The sequence below is a fragment of the Legionella nigrisilvae genome (genome assembly GCF_977063395.2).
Genome location: NZ_CDRUGZ020000022.1, coordinates 329,521 through 345,384, shown reverse-complemented (window position 1 = coordinate 345,384; position 15,864 = coordinate 329,521). Strand labels below are relative to the sequence as shown.

The window sequence follows — 15,864 nt, the reverse complement described above, 5'->3', positions numbered from 1 at the left end:
GGAAAAAAGCAAATAAATAGGTTAATTTCCTGTTTAAACTCTTTTGACCTGGAGGAGAAGGCAACCAAAAGAATTGTTTTCATAAGGGACATCCTCAAAATCATCGAACCTATGTTATTGACTTTTAAAGATTAAAAATTAATTAAGCAGTAAAAGGAAAATGCATGACTGACTTTCTGAATTAGTTTAAACTTCGCGTTGGAGTAAATTTTACTAATCCCGATTCATGGAGTTTAAGGAGAGCAGAAATGGGTTTTCAGTATGTCGAATATGATAAATTAGCAAAATACATTAGGGAGAGTATTGCAACTGAATTAAAAAGCCATAAATTAGATGAAAAAAACATTCCAAAGTCATTAAAGATTCTCACCATTAGTCATCCAGAACGCGCGATTCAGTGTAAGTATTTATGTGCGGTCCTTAACTGTCTTGAACAATCTGAAAGTCCAAATAAAAAAATTGTACTTAATGCGGCGGCATTTTATATTCGTGATCAAATTTTTAAAAGTTATCAAGGTACTGTAACTCCTTATTTTTTATCTCCAGAAAACAGCACTCTATATAATGCATTAACCACTTCACTCAATCTTACTTGGGACAATTTCCCAGATTCTAAAGATTTGATAGATATGTATGATGCGTTGAGCAATTTTATGCACGCACATGTGTATGTCGACTCGGATCCCAGAAAAGGTTATTTAGCACCCAGCGAACAGCCTTTTTCAAAAAGGAAAATCAAGGATTATAAAGTAGAAGATGTACTCCAAGATTTACTAAAAAAAGTAGCGAATTTCAGAACAAAAGAGATTGATTTGACTAGGGTACAACAGATAGTTAAAGAATCTGATGTAAAAAATCGTGCAAGACTCTTTACAGACAAGGGAATTCCTCCAACTCTGGAGTCTCCTGGCAGCGAAGATTCTATGGAGCCGATCGTCTATACTCTGTTTACAAATAATGCCCTTTAATTGAATGTCTTACAACTCCAGTCAAATGCAGCGAAGTAGCCCCTATTTTTCGGTCAAAAATTGTAGGAACTCCTTTGCTGCATCGAGTTGTGCTTAGAATTTAGAATTATAATTGTGGCTCTAGTCGTTCTTTCTGTTGTTCTATTGGGTAACCCGATTTAGCCCAATCAATAATACCACCATCTACTGAATAAACTTCTTGATATCCTAAATCCATTAAGCATTGAGCAGCAAATAAAGATCGAACTCCACCTTTACAATGTAAATAAATGGGTTGATTTTTATTTGGGAATTGGACAGCAATAGAGGATGGAATAAGATCTTTAGGAATATGAAGCGCTCTAGCGATATGGAATTCTTGCCATTCTTCCAATTCCCTAACATCAATTAAACAAAGATCGGGATCATGATCCATCATTTTTTTTAGTTGATGCACATCAATGGTTTTAATATTAGGCTTGGTCATAACGAATCTCTCTTATGGTCGGTCTAGTAATTGTAGAGTGGTGAAGCAACCAATAAATCGTTGCAGTGAAGACACCGCCTATTAATGTAGCGAATGCCCAGGTAGCAGCAGAAACCAAGACTGGTTTTTGTCCGGTTCGATTCATATTCCCTGCATCGTGAGCTACAGCACCAGCAAAAATCAAATGTAAAATACCATTGATGATCATCATGATATATAGAAAAGTCTGTATTTGCGTGGAAAATTGTTGTATCAGCGCATTGATCATGAATAAGGTTCCTTTAGTTGTTAATCAATGTAGTGGACTTTAAACCCAAACAAAAATCTTTTTTAGTACGATCATGAAATTAACGGATTATGTTAGGTATAAAAATCGAACTTGCAATATAATAACAGAAAATCAATAAAATCTTTTATTTCTGTGATAACCCCGGTAACATCATCAAAAAAAATAGTAAGAGAGAAAGCATGAATGCACATGAAATCCCTGTTCCTCATTTAACCACCGCACATTCTGGACCATTGTTTCATGTTGAAAAAATTGTTTTAAATCAAATCGCAGCTATTGAGGCTTGGTTTAGGCATCAATGGAAGGAAACTCCCCCTCCTTTAACCTCATCAGTTGACTTACGTCATGCGGGATTCAAACTGGCGCCAGTAGATACTAATCTATTTCCAGCTGGGTTTAATAATTTGAATCCGGAATTCCTTCCCCTATGTATTCAGGCAACACAGTCTGTTTTAGTTGACTATATTCCAGATTGCACACGCATCTTATTGATTCCAGAAAGTCATACACGCAATATGTTTTATTTAAAAAGTCTTAATGTTTTAAGAACTATTTTTATAAAAGCGGGATTTGTGGTTCGCATAGGTAGTTTAGATCCTGAGATTAAAGAACCTACAGAGGTGCTTCTTGATGGGGGGGAATCGCTACTGTTAGAGCCTATTCAGCGCGATGGTGATAGAGTGGGCCTCGCTAATTATAATCCCTGTTTTCTTATGTTAAATAATGATCTCTCTCAGGGGATTCCTGAAATTTTACAAGGTATAAAACAAAAAATAAGACCTACAGCACAGTTAGGTTGGTCTTCACGCTTGAAATCGAGTCATTTTAATTTTTATGACAAGGTCGCGATGGAGTTTTCCGAATTGGTAGGGATGGATCCTTGGTTAATTAATCCTTATTTTAGTGCTTTAGAAGGTCTTGATTTCATGGCCCAGGAAGGTATAGATAAATTAGCTATTGAAGTGGAGAAAATTCTCACTTTAATGAATGATAAATATGCAACTTATGGGATAAAAGAAAAACCATTTGTAGTAATTAAAGCGGATAATGGCACTTATGGCATGAGCGTGATGATGGTGCATGAGGCAGAAGAAGTACGTAAATTAAATCGAAAACAGCGCACTCGAATGTCGACCAGTAAAGGAGGTCGCAAAGTGGATCGGGTTATTATTCAAGAGGGTGTCTATACCTTTGAAACCATGCCAAATGGCTCCGTTGCCGAACCTGTTGTGTATATGATTGGTCAGTTTGTAGTGGGTGGATTTTACCGAGTTCACAAAGAACGTGGCATTGATGAAAATCTGAATGCACCCGGAATGCATTTTGAACCTCTAGCTTTTGCCCAAGCCTGTAACATGCCTTGCGATGATTTAACTGAGGTAGATGAATCGAACCGGTTTTATGTATATGGAGTTATTGCTCGCTTAGCTGCACTTGCTGCAGCAAGAGAAATAGCAGCAATAGGAGATGAATAATGAAACTTGCTGTTTTACTAGATCCTCTAAATCAATTAAAACCTTATAAAGATACCACTCTAGCTATGATCAAGAAAGCTCAAGAAATGGGTTGGTCTTGTGTTGTTTTTACCCAAGAGGATTTATTTTGTAAGGATGGACGGGCTTTCGCACACGTTTATGATTTAAGTATCGGAGATTTGAATAGCAGAGATTGGGCCACCATTAATGCTTCATATGAAACGTCTTTGGGTGAGTTCGATATCATCCTCATGAGAAAAGATCCTCCTTTTAATACAGAATACATTTACACAACGTATTGTTTGGAGCTGGCCGAACACGAAGGGGTTCTTGTTGCCAACAAACCTCAAAGCTTGCGTGATGCAAATGAGAAGTTTTTTACTTTAAATTTTCCTCAGTGTTGTCCGACTACCCTGGTTTCGCGAAATATGAAGCAATTGAAATCATTTTGGGAGGAGCACAAACAAGTTATTTTTAAACCCTTGGAAGGCATGGGAGGTAATTCCGTTTTCCATGTTGAGGAGCAAGGAAATAATTTAGCAGTTATTTTAGAAGTCCTGACTAAAAATCAAACACAAACAATTATTGCCCAACGTTATATCCATGAAATAAAACACACTGGTGATAAACGCATTTTATTAATCAATGGTGAGCCTGTTCCTTTTGCTTTGGCGCGTATTCCCGCGCAAGGAGATTTACGCGGAAATTTAGCTGCGGGTGCACGCGGGGAGGTCGTACCTATTACAGATCGAGACAGATGGATTTGTGGACAAGTGGCTCCCACTCTCAAGGCCAAGGGGTTGTATTTTGTTGGTCTCGATGTGATTGGTGATTATTTAACAGAAATTAATGTTACAAGCCCAACCTGTTTAAGAGAAATAGAAGCAGAAACAAAACTTGATATCGCTGGTGATTTTTTGCGTTGCCTTGAGAAGATATGTAGGGCTTAATTAAAACTTGTAAGAGAAGCTTGGATGAAGCGTAGCGAAACCTGGAGTTGAGAAATTTATCTATATCCTGAAACCTGGGTTTCGCTACGCTTCACCCAGGCCACAAAGTATTGGAGTACTAAAATTATTCATCTACATAATCACTACCAGTTTCAGCAGCTGCTTCCTGATCGGCTTTTTTATCATCAACATAAAGAGAACCTGTGTCTGAATGAGCGCCGGTGATTAGATGATTTCGATATTGTAAATACGCATCTCTCATAAAGGCATATTTATCCAAAGCTTCATCCATTATTTGTTCAGTATCTAATAGTTGTGAGCGCAAATCCACTGTACGAAGAGCTAATAGACTATAGACTACAGCATCTTCATTTATATAAACATAGGGGCTGTATAAAGCAAATTGGAATAACCATCCTGCTCCATCTCTAAGGGTACTTGGACCTAATAGAGGAAGCATTAGGAAGGGAGAATTTTTATCGCCCCATTTAGCTAAAGTAAGACCTAAATCATTTGAATGGGGAGGTAAGCCAAAGGTTTTAGCTACGTCAAATAAGCCACCCACACCAAGAGAGGAGTTTATAATGAATCGCCACGAGTCACGAATTGCCCATTTTCCCTCAGCTTGCAGAAGATCGTTTCCTACAGATGGGATAAGATCAAGATTGTTGTAAAAATTATTTATACTTTTACGGACAGGAGCAGGTAAAACAGCCCGATATGCTTTTGCAGTCGGCTTTAAAATGGCATTATCTAAGGCAGAATTGAATTTATATACCTTGCGGTTAAAGGGTTCAAAAGGATCGGCTGGGTTCGTTCCCTTGCAAGCACATCCTGTTAAAGCTAGAGCACCAGTAAAGCTAATGATTCTTAAAGTTAATCGCATGATTTTTTTAATTATTTGATTTAGAGAACGATGTTACACGAGTTTGATGTTCTTGCAAACAATCATCCACGACCATAGTGTTTTGTTGAGATTTTACACTTGATATACGACCTGCCTTAGAATTTTAATAAAAAGGTCACAGGACCATCGTTGCACAAATGAACTTGCATGTCCGCACCAAAACATCCACTTTGTGTATGAGGATATAACTGAGCGGCTTGTGTTAAGAGATTATCAAATAATTGACGACCCAGCTCAGGTGGAGCTGCATTTGAAAAACTGGGACGCAATCCTTTTTGGGTTTCGGCCATCAACGTAAATTGAGGAACTAATAATAACCCACCTTGAACCTCTTTAAGGCTTAAATTCATTTTTCCTTGATTGTCATTAAAAATACGATAATTAAGACATTTATCTAACATTTTTTTGATATTTTGTTCTGTGTCCTCATGTTCAAAACCACAGAGTATCAGAAGTCCTTGGCCTATTGTTCCAACGGTTTCACCATCAATATCTACTCGGGCTTGATTTACCCTTTGAATTACAATCAGCATGCATCAGGCCCTTGTTTGGAAATTTCTTTACTCGCATAAATCAGGGCGTCAATGATTCCTGATTCTCTATCTGAATGTCCTGCATCACGAACTATTCTTAAATTGGATGCCGGGATTGCTTGATGAAGTTCAAAGGCGCCAGCCAGAGGCGAAATTAAATCAAAACGGCCGTGTACAATGTATGTTGGGATATGTCTGATTTTATGAACATTGTCCATTACCTGATTTTCTTCAATGAAAAAATGGTTATTAATGTAGTGAGATTCTAACGTTGCAAGAGCCAGCGCAAAATGAGGGTCGCTGAATTGATCAATGACATATAAATGAGGATGTAAGCTACTGCAACGAGCCTCCCACAATGCCCATGACTTTGCTGCACTCATCCGTGCCAGTTCATTGGGTCCTTGCAAACAGTTGGCATAATATTGGGGAATTTTATCTAGCATGTTTTCAGGCACACTGCTAATAAATTCTTGCCAGTAATCAGGATAAACCAGGTTAGCACCTTGTTTATAAAACCAATCAAAATCTTGCTGTCTTCCCAAAAAAACTTGATGCAGTTGTAGTGCCTTAATCTGTTGGGGAAATTTTTGCGCGTAGAGTAAAGCAAGTAAAGAGCCCCAGCCGCCCCCAGACAATACAAATTCGGACAATCCTAAAAAGTCTCTGATGGCATCGATATCATCTAATAATAAATTGGTCGTATTTTCACGAACTTCCAGGTGAGGAGTAGAGCGTCCACACCCGCGTTGATCAAAAAGTACGATACGATAGTGTTGTGGATCAAAAAAACGTCTAAGGTAACCATCTCCCGAAGAAGCACCAGGGCCTGGATGTAATACAATAACCGGTAATCCATCAGGATTGCCGGTTTCTTCAATATAAAGCGTATGCAGTTCACTGACTTTTAATTCGTGTTGCGCATAAGGTTTAATTGACGGATAGAGTGAGTGCATTTTAGTCCTTTGGGAATTTTGTTTTGCCATATTGGGTTATTTTGCGCTGGGAAGCATTTTAAAGCAATACGTAATCACTATAGCTTAAAAAAACACGCGTATAATTATAATTAGTATAGCTTCTATTTTCTTTCCCTTGCGGGATAGTGGGATCTATTAATAGAATACACCATCATTTTTTCCTGGAATTTATTTATGACTCTTGCTGCAATTCTTAAAGGACTGAACGAGCGACAACGCGAAGCAGTTACTTCTCCGCTGGGTAATACGCTAGTTCTTGCTGGGGCAGGAAGTGGAAAAACAAAAGTTTTGGTTAGTCGCATTGCATGGCTTATAGAGGAGAAACATATTTCCCCACATGGAATTCTAGCCGTAACGTTTACTAATAAAGCGGCTGGTGAAATGAGGACGCGCTTAAATCATATGTTGAGTACGCCTGTATTGGGGTTATGGGTAGGAACTTTTCATGGGTTGTGTCATCGTTTGCTCCGTCGACATTATCAAGAAGCTCGTTTGCCTGAACTGTTTCATATTTTAGATTCTGAAGATCAAGCACGATTAATCAAGCGAGTGATTAGTTCATTAAATCTTGATTCAGAACAATGGCCCGTAAAACAAGCTCAATCATTCATAAATGGACGTAAAGATGAGGGACTTCGACCTCAGCACGTCCATACATTGTCTTATGGGCCTGGTAAAACGTTACTCAATATTTATAGTGCCTATGAACAAGCTTGTCAGACAGCAGGAGTAATCGATTTTGCGGAATTGTTATTGCGAACTCATGAGTTGTTACGTGATAACCCAGAGATTCTTAATCATTACCGTCAACGATTTCAAGCCATATTAGTGGATGAGTTCCAGGATACTAATACAATTCAATATGCCTGGATACGTCTGCTTGCTGGTGAACATGCCGCTGTCTTGGCGGTTGGCGATGATGATCAATCTATTTATGGATGGCGTGGCGCTAAAGTTGAGAATATCCAGCAGTTTTCCCAAGATTTTAAAAACACACAGATTATTCGTTTAGAGCAAAATTATCGTTCAACCGCGACGATACTCGATGCAGCCAATGCTCTAATCACACATAATAATTCTCGAATGGGAAAAGACTTATGGACAGAGGGCGCCACTGGAGAAAAAATTATAGTCTATAGTGCTTTTAATGAGCTGGAAGAGGCACGCTTTGTTTGTGAACGAATTATGATGGAAATAAATCAGGGCGTAAGTGCTGATGAAATTGCTATTCTATATCGCTCGAATGCTCAATCGAGGGTTTTAGAGGAAGCCTTATTACGTGCTGGAATTGCTTATCGTATTTATGGGGGATTGCGCTTCTTCGATCGAGCAGAAGTAAAAGATGCTTTAGCTTATTTGCGTTTATTGGTGAATCCTGATGATGATAATGCTTTTGAGCGAATCGTTAATTTTCCCACTCGTGGTATCGGTGAAAAAACGCTTGAAGATCTGCGTCATTATGCCAAATCCGAACAGTGTTCTTTATGGCGCGCGGCCAAAACCTTATTACAATCAGGTGAAATGGCTCAACGGGCGGGTTCTTCTCTTGCAAAATTCATTGAGTTAATTGAACAATTGCAACAAAATACCGCAGCAATGGAGCTGGATGAGCAGTTATCCGTAGTAATTCAGCAGAGTGGATTGTATGCGCATTTTAGCAAAATCAAAGGCGACAAATCTGAGTCTCGTCTTGATAACTTACAAGAATTAATCAATGCGGCAAAACAATTCCGTTATGAACAAGAAGAGGAAGAAGAAATTCCCCTAGTGAATGCATTCCTAGCACATGCCTCTTTGGAGGCCGGAGAAATGCAGGCAGAAGAGCACGAACGTTATGTCCATTTGATGACCTTACATGCTGCTAAAGGGCTTGAATTTCCAATGGTATTTTTAGTGGGGATGGAAGAAGGAGTGTTCCCTGGGAAACAATCTTTGGAAGAGCCTGGACGATTAGAGGAAGAGCGTCGGTTATGTTACGTGGGAATGACGCGTGCGATGCGCAAACTGGTTTTATCCTATGCTGAAATCCGACGACAATATGGGCGAGAAGAATATCACCGGCCTTCACGATTTTTAAGGGAGTTACCTCAAGAATTGCTTGATGAGGTTCGTGTCAAGGCGAAGTTTCAAGCACCCGTTATTTCGCGAAATAAACCTTCAGTGGTACAAGAAACTGCAGGCTTATCTTTAGGCCAAAATGTAACTCATGCAAAATTTGGATCGGGCATCGTATTAGCAGTTGAGGGTAGTGGGGCACATACCCGCGTTCAGGTGAAGTTTAGTGAACATGGTGTGAAGTGGCTGGTCTTGGCTTATGCTAATTTAGCCGTAGAAATATAAGTAATTTTGCTTGAGATAGTAGAATTGTAAACAGGCCCTATTGAATTTTCTTCAAGTGGATGCTAGGGTGCCGGTTGGAAAGTTGTTGGTATTATGTAAACTATTAAATAAGGGGAACTGTGTGAAATTTACAAATTTATTAACAGTAGGAGCGCTGACCGCATCTTTAGTATCACCTGCAATTATGGCAGCAGATACCAATAATACAACTCCTATGTCTGATACCCAAAAAAAAGAAATTGAAAAAGTTATACACGACTATTTAGTTACTAATCCAGAAGTACTTTTGGAAGCTTCTCAAGCGTTGCAACAAAAACAACAGCAAAGTATGCAACAACAAGCTCAATCTGCAATTAAAGAAAACACAGACCAATTGTTCCAGGGTAAAACAACGGTTGTAGGTAATCCAAAAGGTAATGTGACCATTGTTGAGTTTTTTGATTATCAATGCATTCATTGCAAAAAAATGTCACCAATTATTAATAGTTTAGTCAAGAAAGACAGTGACTTGAGAATTATTTATAAAGAATTCCCAATTTTTGGTAAGAGTTCTGAATTGGCTTCTAGAGCCGCTTTAGCTGCTGGTATGCAAGGCAAATATCAAGAAATGCATAATGCATTAATTTCCATTGATAAGCGTTTAAACGACCAAATTGTTATGGCTACTGCTAAGTCGTTAGGTTTGGATATGAAGAAGTTAAAAACTGATATGCAAAGCAAAGACGTAACTGCTGCTTTGGATGCAAACCGTGAATTAGCAGAAAAGTTACACTTGATGGGAACTCCTGCGTTTATAATCGCTTCAACTCCAAATGGTCAGTTTAAAGCAGGTTCTGAACCTTCATTCATACCTGGTGCTGCCAGTGAAGAATCGTTGCAAGAGTTAATCAAAAAAGCAGCAGGTAATTCCTAAGTCATCGCATAAGTACAAGTAAACCTGGGTGAAGCGGAGCGGAGCCCGGGTTTCCCAGGATTCAGTTTTGCTTTACCAAGGCTATATCGAGATTTTCATGACAAAACCATCTACATTTCAGGATATTATACTTACCCTGCAGCAATATTGGGCTGCTCAAGGATGTGTTATATTGCAACCTTTTGATATGGAAGTTGGCGCGGGTACTTTCCATCCAGCAACGTTCTTAAGAGCAATAGGTCCCGAACCTTGGTCGGCAGCCTACGTACAGCCTTCCCGAAGGCCTACGGATGGTCGCTATGGAGATAATCCAAATCGTGTACAACATTATTACCAATTCCAAGTGGTTCTCAAGCCTTCTCCTTTAGATATACAAGATAAATATTTAGATTCATTGCGCGCCCTAGGAGTTGATCCTTTGGCGGATGATATTCGTTTTGTTGAAGACAATTGGGAATCGCCTACTTTAGGTGCTTGGGGACTAGGTTGGGAAGTCTGGCAAAATGGCATGGAAGTATCCCAATTTACTTATTTCCAACAAGCAGGTGGATTGGCGTGTAAACCTGTAACAGGCGAGTTGACTTACGGCTTGGAACGTTTAGCTATGTATATATTGGGGGTGGATAACTTATTTGATCTACCTTGGAGTAATACTGCAAATGGTATCATAACTTATGGTAACGTGTTTCATCAAAATGAAGTGGAGATGTCTGCTTATAATTTTGAACATGCTAATGTAGAAGAGTTATTTAAACAATTTGATTATTATGAACGTGAAGCGCAAAAGTTAATAGAATTACAATTACCACTTCCTGCTTATGAAATGGTAATTAAAGCATCGCACTCATTTAACTTACTTGATGCACGCAAAGCAATATCTGTTACTGAAAGGCAGCGTTTTATCTTACGGGTAAGACATTTATCAAGAGCAGTAGCGCAAGCTTATTATCAAGCACGCGAAGCTTTGGGTTTTCCTATGCTTAACCAAAAGGTGTGTGATGGTCAATGATTTTATATTTGAATTAGGTTGCGAAGAGTTACCTTCTGGTTCAGTATGGCCTCTTGCTGATGAATTTGCTAACCATTTATTGGCTGCATTGGACAAGGCACAATTAGGTTATGGGCAAGTGAAGCGTTTTGCTACGCCACGACGTATCGCAATTGTTATCTCTGATTTACAAGAAGAACAAAAAAGTCAAAGCGTGACCCGGCGTGGCCCTGCTTTAGCTGCTGCGTACGACAAGGAAGGAAAACCTACCCAAGCCTTACTAGGTTTTGCTAAATCGTGTGGTGTTGAAGTAGAGCAACTCTCTCGGATTGAAACAGAAAAAGGGGATTGGATTGCTTTCGAAGCAGAGAGCCAAGGAAATAAAACCAAAGATTTGTTGCCAGTTTTAATTAATCAATCTCTGGCTGCTTTGTCCATTGCAAAACCCATGCGTTGGGGGGCTGGGGATGAAGAATTCGCTCGGCCTGTGCATTGGGCAGTAATGCTCTATGGGGACAAGGTAATAGAACATACGGTATTGGGAATTAAAAGTGGCCGTGAGAGTAGGGGGCATCGTTTTCATCATCCCCAACCCATTGCTATTAACTCCGCACAAAGCTATGAATTGCAAATGAAAGAGGCTTTTGTTCTTGCTGATTTTTCCGCTCGAAAACACATGGTTAAAAAACAAGTAGAGGAATTGGCTGAATCCATCCAAGCTACAGCAATTATGCCTGAAGATTTGCTGGATGAAGTAACTTCAATTGTTGAGTGGCCTCAAGCTCTGATGGCGAATTTTGAAAAAGAATTTCTTGAGGTTCCTGCTGAATCCTTAATTGCATCGATGCAATCGCATCAAAAATGTTTTGCTTTAAAGGATAAGCAGGGAAAGTTATTGCCCCATTTCATTACTGTATCAAATATCGCGAGTACCAATCCCAAACAAGTTATTTTAGGGAATGAAAAAGTGATGCGAGCACGTTTGAGCGATGCTGCATTCTTTTTCAGACAAGATAAAAAATCACCTTTAAGTCAACATATAGCGGGTACCGAACACGTCATTTTCCAAGCAAAATTAGGTAGTTTAAAGGATAAAGCATTACGAATTGAAGCACTAATGACCTATTTAAGCTCTGCTTTACATTTAAGTTTACATCAGGCACAACGTGCAGCACAGTTAAGCAAATGCGATTTGCTGACCGGAATGGTGGGCGAATTCCCTGAATTACAGGGATTAATGGGATATTATTACGCGCTAAACGATGGAGAAGATCAAGGTGTTGCCCAAGCTTTAAATGAACAATATATGCCACGTTTCGCTGCAGACAGTTTACCGGAATCTGATTTAGGGTTGGCTCTATCGCTTGCAGATAGAATTGATACTTTAGTTGGCATTTTTGCCATAGGACAAAAACCTTCGGGGGTAAAGGATCCATTTAAATTACGCCGTCATGCTTTAGCTGTGGTTCGATTACTCATTGCCACATCAGCACAACTCAACTTAAGTACACTAATTGAGCAAGCCATAATTCATTATGGAACCCAATTATCTATGGAACCTAATTTATTGGATGAATTGAAATCATTTATTCTTGAACGCTTACAATCTCATTATCAAGCTCAAGGATTAAGTGTTGATTTAGTTCATGCTGTTAGAGCTCGTCAGGATGATTGGTTGTATGATTTGGACAAGCGCTTGAGTGCTCTACAGTTATTTGTAAAACTACCTGAAGCAGCTTCTCTTTCTGCCGCGTGTAAACGTGTGAATAATTTACTTACACAGGCAGGACGACAAACTTTATCCGCTGTGAATGAAGAACTGTTTACCGAGGAACCGGAGCGATTTTTATTTATCCACATTAATCAAGTTGCACGAGCTGTTGAGCCTTTATACCGTAGTGCCGATTATGGCCCATTATTGAAATTATTGGCCAGCCTTAAAGAACCGGTAGATTTGTTTTTTGATAAAGTCATGGTCATGGTGGAGGATAAGGCAATAAAGGTAAACCGTTTAGCCCTTTTAGCACGTCTGCAAGATTTATTGCAGGGTGTCGCAGATATTTCATTGTTGCAAATGGGGTAATACGTTATCTTGGATGTGAGTTCTGGATCACTACCATTATAAGCAAAATTTTCATTCCCGCGAAGGCGGGAATCTATTTCTATCAAGTTACAGTGCCATTTTAAGAATACAATTCCTCCTTCGCAGGGTATATAAAACTCTTAAATAATGGCAGAAAGGCAACACCCAGCTCCACTGGAAATCAATCTTACGGTTAGCAAATATGATCAATATTTCAGTAGTAGGTTATGAGCAGGACAACCTATATAACAAAGCAAAGGCAGTCGCAGATGAACTGAATTTTAACTTAGACAAAAACGCTGATCCTTGCCTTTTTGTTACCGAAGATAAGCTTTCATTAAAAATGCCGGGATTTTCCCCAATTTTTGCTGAATTTAGTGCTGAATTTTGGAATAAAAGAAAATCTGAGGGAAAAAAGCAAGGATTAGTTCGCGCTTGTAAGCCATCTCCTGGACTTACGGTTTTGGATGCAACAGCGGGTTGGGGACGTGATGCGGCTATTCTAGCCAGTTTCGGTGCGGAAGTGATAATGCTCGAACGCCATCCTGTTATGGCAGCGTTATTATCGGATGCCTTAGCGCGCCAAACGAAGTCGGATCAACAACAATTACATCTAATGCTTCATTCTGAAAATGCTCATACTTATTTAAGTTCCTTAGCACCAAACCATTACCCTGACATTATTTATATTGATCCCATGCATCCTGAACGGAGTAAATCCGCATTGGTAAAAAAAGAAATGCAAGCGTTACAACAAATAATCGGTGTAGATAAGGATGCGTTGGAGTTAATTCAATTGGCAATAACGCGTAGCAAACAAAAGGTCGTTGTAAAATGGCCCCAAAAAGCAAAACCTTTATTACCCGCAGATGCCTCGATAGAAGGGAAAACAGTTCGGTTTGATATTTATTTTTCTAATCTAAGGTAAATAAGTAGGGTCGCCTGGATGATGGAAGCGAACCCCGGGAAAAAAGTATGCCACAATCCCGGGTTCGCTGCGCTTCACCCATGTTACAGAAGCTACTTTTTATATTTAATTAACCAAATTCTGCGAGTTCATCTCGGAGGCGTTTTTCTTCAAACAAATCCTCTATCCGTCTTCGTCGTTCCAATTTTGTTGAAGGGCTTGTTTCAGGGGTCAGAATCGTATCGACACTAAACTCCTCTGTATCGTTTGCATCTTCATCAAATTCACGAGTATTCATAGCTATCTCCTTAGCATAACCCGTAGTGAACTTAATAAAATAACAGAAATTGTATTGAAGGGACAGTGGAATTTTTTGAGCATCTTTGTAATCACTACAAAGATAGATACCTAATCTTTCTGTTGTGTAACATCAGAAAGATCAGGTTGTTTTAAGGAGCATTAAGAACATTTTGTACTTTTTCTGCGTGTACTGTTTCTTCCTCTTGTTTAAAGGCCTCTTTACCTTTAGTAGCTCTTATTCGATTTCTACCCTCGTCTAATTCAGCGCGGAATTTTTTAACAGTTTCCTCGGGCACGGGTGTTGTAGGGGCCTTATCGAGTAATTTTGCCAGTTTTTCACGTCGTGCACTTGCATGCTCATGAAGTATTTGTAATTCACTGGGTGTGTAGAGTGTTTTTGGATCAATTTCTTTTCCATTTCCATCTTTGAGTACAATTCCTTTTAGTGCTTTTTCACCTTTTGATTCTTCTCCAGGTAGGGGTCCAGGATCAAAACCACTTTCAAGTAATGCTTCATAGGCTTGTCTGGCTCTTTGTTTTTGAGTTTTTGGATCATCAATGTTAATAACGGCGGTAACTGTATCAAATCCTGAGGCTCGCGCTGCTTGCGCCATAGTTAACATATCGACCTTGGGATTCTCTTGGCGGCTTAAATAATAAAAAGGAGAAAGTATTCGGGGTGACAATTGTACTCTCCAAGTACTTGGCTGATCATCTTTCTTCTTAATATGGGTTAACTTAGATCCTGATAAAGAAATGATGAAATTTAAGTCTTCAGGATTTATAGTCGAAATGGTTTTTTTATCAACATCGATTTCAGCAGATGTAAACCCTGTGGGGCTAGTTAAATTTCGTCTTTTACGATTCTCTTCCCTTGCCAGCTCCATTTCTTGCAGCATCTCATCTCTTTGTTTTGCACTAAGTTGATGAGCCCAACCCTCCAGTTGTCCAGAGAAAAGGATTTGTTTGCGTTCAAGAGCAGATGCTTTGTCGAGTATCGTTAGATTTTCACGAGTAACCGTATCAAATGCGCTGAGTTGTTCGTTATGTTTTGTTTCTAATTCAGCAATTAAATCTTTTTTTATTTTCTCTACTTCATCAGCGTCTTTATCTAAAACAGTTTGGAGTCGACCCATAAACCCAGCATTCTTTGTATCATCAAAAGTATCTTTGAGTCTTTGGAGTTCAATTTTCTGTTGGGCTTTTATTGCATCTTTTGCATCCTTCGCAATTCGTTCAAGCTCCCCTCGAAGCACTTCAACGGAGTATCCAGGAACTTGATTAACTCGTTTTTTAAAGGATTCTACGGATTCTTGATACTTCTCTTGGGCGGGGACAAAAAAAGATTCAGGTGTAAATACCTTATTAAGGTCTGCTATAACTTTATTCTTCTCAGGATCGTTTCCTTTGAGGGCTTTCTCAAGGGTATCGTCTTCTTCTGGACCAATTTTTGTTTTGAAACCTTTATGATCTTTGACTCGTTTACTGGCATGTTGTTCAAAAGCCCCTAAGCCAAAAGTAAGATCCTGAGTCAAATTGATGTCATCTCGATACTTTTGAAAAATTTCCTCTAGTTTTTCAGGTGAGAACTGACCTTTCCTATGTTGAGAGTTGAGCAAGTTAAAAAATGCTTGTCTATGTGAAGGCATAGTGTACCTCAAGAGCTTGTAGTTCTTATAAAGTATAACACTTTTTCATTAAGATAGAATTAAGATTTGGTCTAGGTTTTGATTTAGAATCATGGTAAAAAATTCTAAATGATAGCCTG

Annotated in this window: 15 protein-coding genes; 8 read left to right on the top strand and 7 right to left on the bottom strand. The window is 39.1% G+C overall.

Annotated elements, in window-relative coordinates:
* Positions 1–248: 248 nt before the first annotated feature.
* Entirely contained in the window at positions 249–968 is a 720-nt protein-coding gene (locus tag ACWTE2_RS14645) for a hypothetical protein (RefSeq protein WP_454785923.1), read from the top strand.
* A gap of 106 nt (positions 969–1,074) precedes the next feature.
* On the opposite strand, the gene ACWTE2_RS14640 is transcribed toward ACWTE2_RS14645, so the two are convergent.
* Positions 1,075–1,434 carry a rhodanese-like domain-containing protein gene (locus ACWTE2_RS14640; RefSeq protein ID WP_454785922.1) on the bottom strand — a complete coding sequence of 120 codons (360 nt, stop codon included), beginning with the start codon at positions 1,432–1,434 and terminating at the stop codon, positions 1,075–1,077.
* Complete coding sequence (locus ACWTE2_RS14635; RefSeq protein WP_454785921.1) at positions 1,421–1,702, bottom strand: hypothetical protein; 282 nt, start codon at positions 1,700–1,702, stop codon at positions 1,421–1,423. Before ACWTE2_RS14635 ends, ACWTE2_RS14640 begins: the two co-directional genes overlap by 14 nt.
* A gap of 200 nt (positions 1,703–1,902) precedes the next feature.
* Between ACWTE2_RS14635 and gshA the strand changes: the two genes are divergently transcribed.
* Together gshA and gshB are read left to right on the top strand one after the other, a co-directional pair.
* Positions 1,903–3,198 (top strand): glutamate--cysteine ligase, encoded by a 1,296-nt coding sequence (gene gshA, locus ACWTE2_RS14630; protein ID WP_454785920.1) that lies wholly within the window; start codon positions 1,903–1,905, stop codon positions 3,196–3,198.
* A complete protein-coding gene (gshB, locus tag ACWTE2_RS14625; protein WP_454785919.1) occupies positions 3,198–4,148 on the top strand; it encodes a glutathione synthase in 951 nt (316 codons plus the stop codon). Before gshA ends, gshB begins: the two co-directional genes overlap by 1 nt.
* Before the next feature lie 124 nt (positions 4,149–4,272).
* Here gshB and ACWTE2_RS14620 read toward each other — a convergent pair whose 3' ends face one another.
* From ACWTE2_RS14620 to pip, 3 genes are all read right to left on the bottom strand, one after another.
* Positions 4,273–5,034, bottom strand: a complete 762-nt coding sequence (locus ACWTE2_RS14620; RefSeq protein ID WP_454785918.1) for an MlaA family lipoprotein — start codon at positions 5,032–5,034, stop codon at positions 4,273–4,275.
* Positions 5,035–5,150: 116 nt separating this feature from the next.
* Entirely contained in the window at positions 5,151–5,588 is a 438-nt protein-coding gene (gene dtd, locus ACWTE2_RS14615; RefSeq protein ID WP_454785917.1) for a D-aminoacyl-tRNA deacylase, read from the bottom strand.
* Positions 5,582–6,544, bottom strand: a complete 963-nt coding sequence (gene pip / locus ACWTE2_RS14610; protein ID WP_454785916.1) for a prolyl aminopeptidase — start codon at positions 6,542–6,544, stop codon at positions 5,582–5,584. The genes dtd and pip overlap by 7 nt, the downstream gene beginning before the upstream one ends.
* Positions 6,545–6,739: 195 nt before the next feature.
* Here pip and uvrD point away from each other — a divergent pair, with 195 nt between their 5' ends.
* The 5 genes from uvrD (at position 6,740) to ACWTE2_RS14585 (ending at position 13,817) form a co-directional block, all read left to right on the top strand.
* A complete protein-coding gene (gene uvrD, locus ACWTE2_RS14605) occupies positions 6,740–8,905 on the top strand; it encodes a DNA helicase II (protein WP_454785915.1) in 2,166 nt (721 codons plus the stop codon).
* A 121-nt stretch (positions 8,906–9,026) separates the two neighbouring features.
* Positions 9,027–9,818 carry a DsbA family protein gene (locus ACWTE2_RS14600; RefSeq protein WP_182393215.1) on the top strand — a complete coding sequence of 264 codons (792 nt, stop codon included), beginning with the start codon at positions 9,027–9,029 and terminating at the stop codon, positions 9,816–9,818.
* A gap of 97 nt (positions 9,819–9,915) precedes the next feature.
* Positions 9,916–10,827: a glycine--tRNA ligase subunit alpha gene (gene glyQ, locus ACWTE2_RS14595; protein ID WP_182393216.1), complete on the top strand. Its 912-nt coding sequence runs from the start codon at positions 9,916–9,918 to the stop codon at positions 10,825–10,827.
* Positions 10,817–12,889: a glycine--tRNA ligase subunit beta gene (gene glyS, locus ACWTE2_RS14590; protein ID WP_454785914.1), complete on the top strand. Its 2,073-nt coding sequence runs from the start codon at positions 10,817–10,819 to the stop codon at positions 12,887–12,889. Before glyQ ends, glyS begins: the two co-directional genes overlap by 11 nt.
* A gap of 202 nt (positions 12,890–13,091) precedes the next feature.
* Positions 13,092–13,817, top strand: coding sequence for a class I SAM-dependent methyltransferase (locus tag ACWTE2_RS14585; protein WP_454785913.1), 726 nt, complete (start codon positions 13,092–13,094; stop codon positions 13,815–13,817).
* Positions 13,818–13,926: 109 nt separating this feature from the next.
* On the opposite strand, the gene ACWTE2_RS14580 is transcribed toward ACWTE2_RS14585, so the two are convergent.
* Positions 13,927–14,094: a PA3496 family putative envelope integrity protein gene (locus tag ACWTE2_RS14580; protein ID WP_182393219.1), complete on the bottom strand. Its 168-nt coding sequence runs from the start codon at positions 14,092–14,094 to the stop codon at positions 13,927–13,929.
* Between the two features lie 151 nt (positions 14,095–14,245).
* Positions 14,246–15,745: a hypothetical protein gene (locus ACWTE2_RS14575; protein WP_454785912.1), complete on the bottom strand. Its 1,500-nt coding sequence runs from the start codon at positions 15,743–15,745 to the stop codon at positions 14,246–14,248.
* Between the last annotated feature and the right edge of the window lie 119 nt (positions 15,746–15,864).

Bases quoted from the DNA above. Each gene is read 5' to 3' on its own strand.
- ACWTE2_RS14645 (WP_454785923.1), top strand. From the start codon at position 249: ATGGGTTTTCAGTATGTCGAATATGATAAATTAGCAAAATACATTAGG.
- ACWTE2_RS14640 (WP_454785922.1), bottom strand. From the start codon at position 1,434: ATGACCAAGCCTAATATTAAAACCATTGATGTGCATCAACTAAAAAAA.
- ACWTE2_RS14635 (WP_454785921.1), bottom strand. From the start codon at position 1,702: ATGATCAATGCGCTGATACAACAATTTTCCACGCAAATACAGACTTTT.
- gshA (WP_454785920.1), top strand. From the start codon at position 1,903: ATGAATGCACATGAAATCCCTGTTCCTCATTTAACCACCGCACATTCT.
- gshB (WP_454785919.1), top strand. From the start codon at position 3,198: ATGAAACTTGCTGTTTTACTAGATCCTCTAAATCAATTAAAACCTTAT.
- ACWTE2_RS14620 (WP_454785918.1), bottom strand. From the start codon at position 5,034: ATGCGATTAACTTTAAGAATCATTAGCTTTACTGGTGCTCTAGCTTTA.
- dtd (WP_454785917.1), bottom strand. From the start codon at position 5,588: ATGCTGATTGTAATTCAAAGGGTAAATCAAGCCCGAGTAGATATTGAT.
- pip (WP_454785916.1), bottom strand. From the start codon at position 6,544: ATGCACTCACTCTATCCGTCAATTAAACCTTATGCGCAACACGAATTA.
- uvrD (WP_454785915.1), top strand. From the start codon at position 6,740: ATGACTCTTGCTGCAATTCTTAAAGGACTGAACGAGCGACAACGCGAA.
- glyQ (WP_182393216.1), top strand. From the start codon at position 9,916: ATGACAAAACCATCTACATTTCAGGATATTATACTTACCCTGCAGCAA.
- glyS (WP_454785914.1), top strand. From the start codon at position 10,817: ATGGTCAATGATTTTATATTTGAATTAGGTTGCGAAGAGTTACCTTCT.
- ACWTE2_RS14585 (WP_454785913.1), top strand. From the start codon at position 13,092: ATGATCAATATTTCAGTAGTAGGTTATGAGCAGGACAACCTATATAAC.
- ACWTE2_RS14580 (WP_182393219.1), bottom strand. From the start codon at position 14,094: ATGAATACTCGTGAATTTGATGAAGATGCAAACGATACAGAGGAGTTT.
- ACWTE2_RS14575 (WP_454785912.1), bottom strand. From the start codon at position 15,745: ATGCCTTCACATAGACAAGCATTTTTTAACTTGCTCAACTCTCAACAT.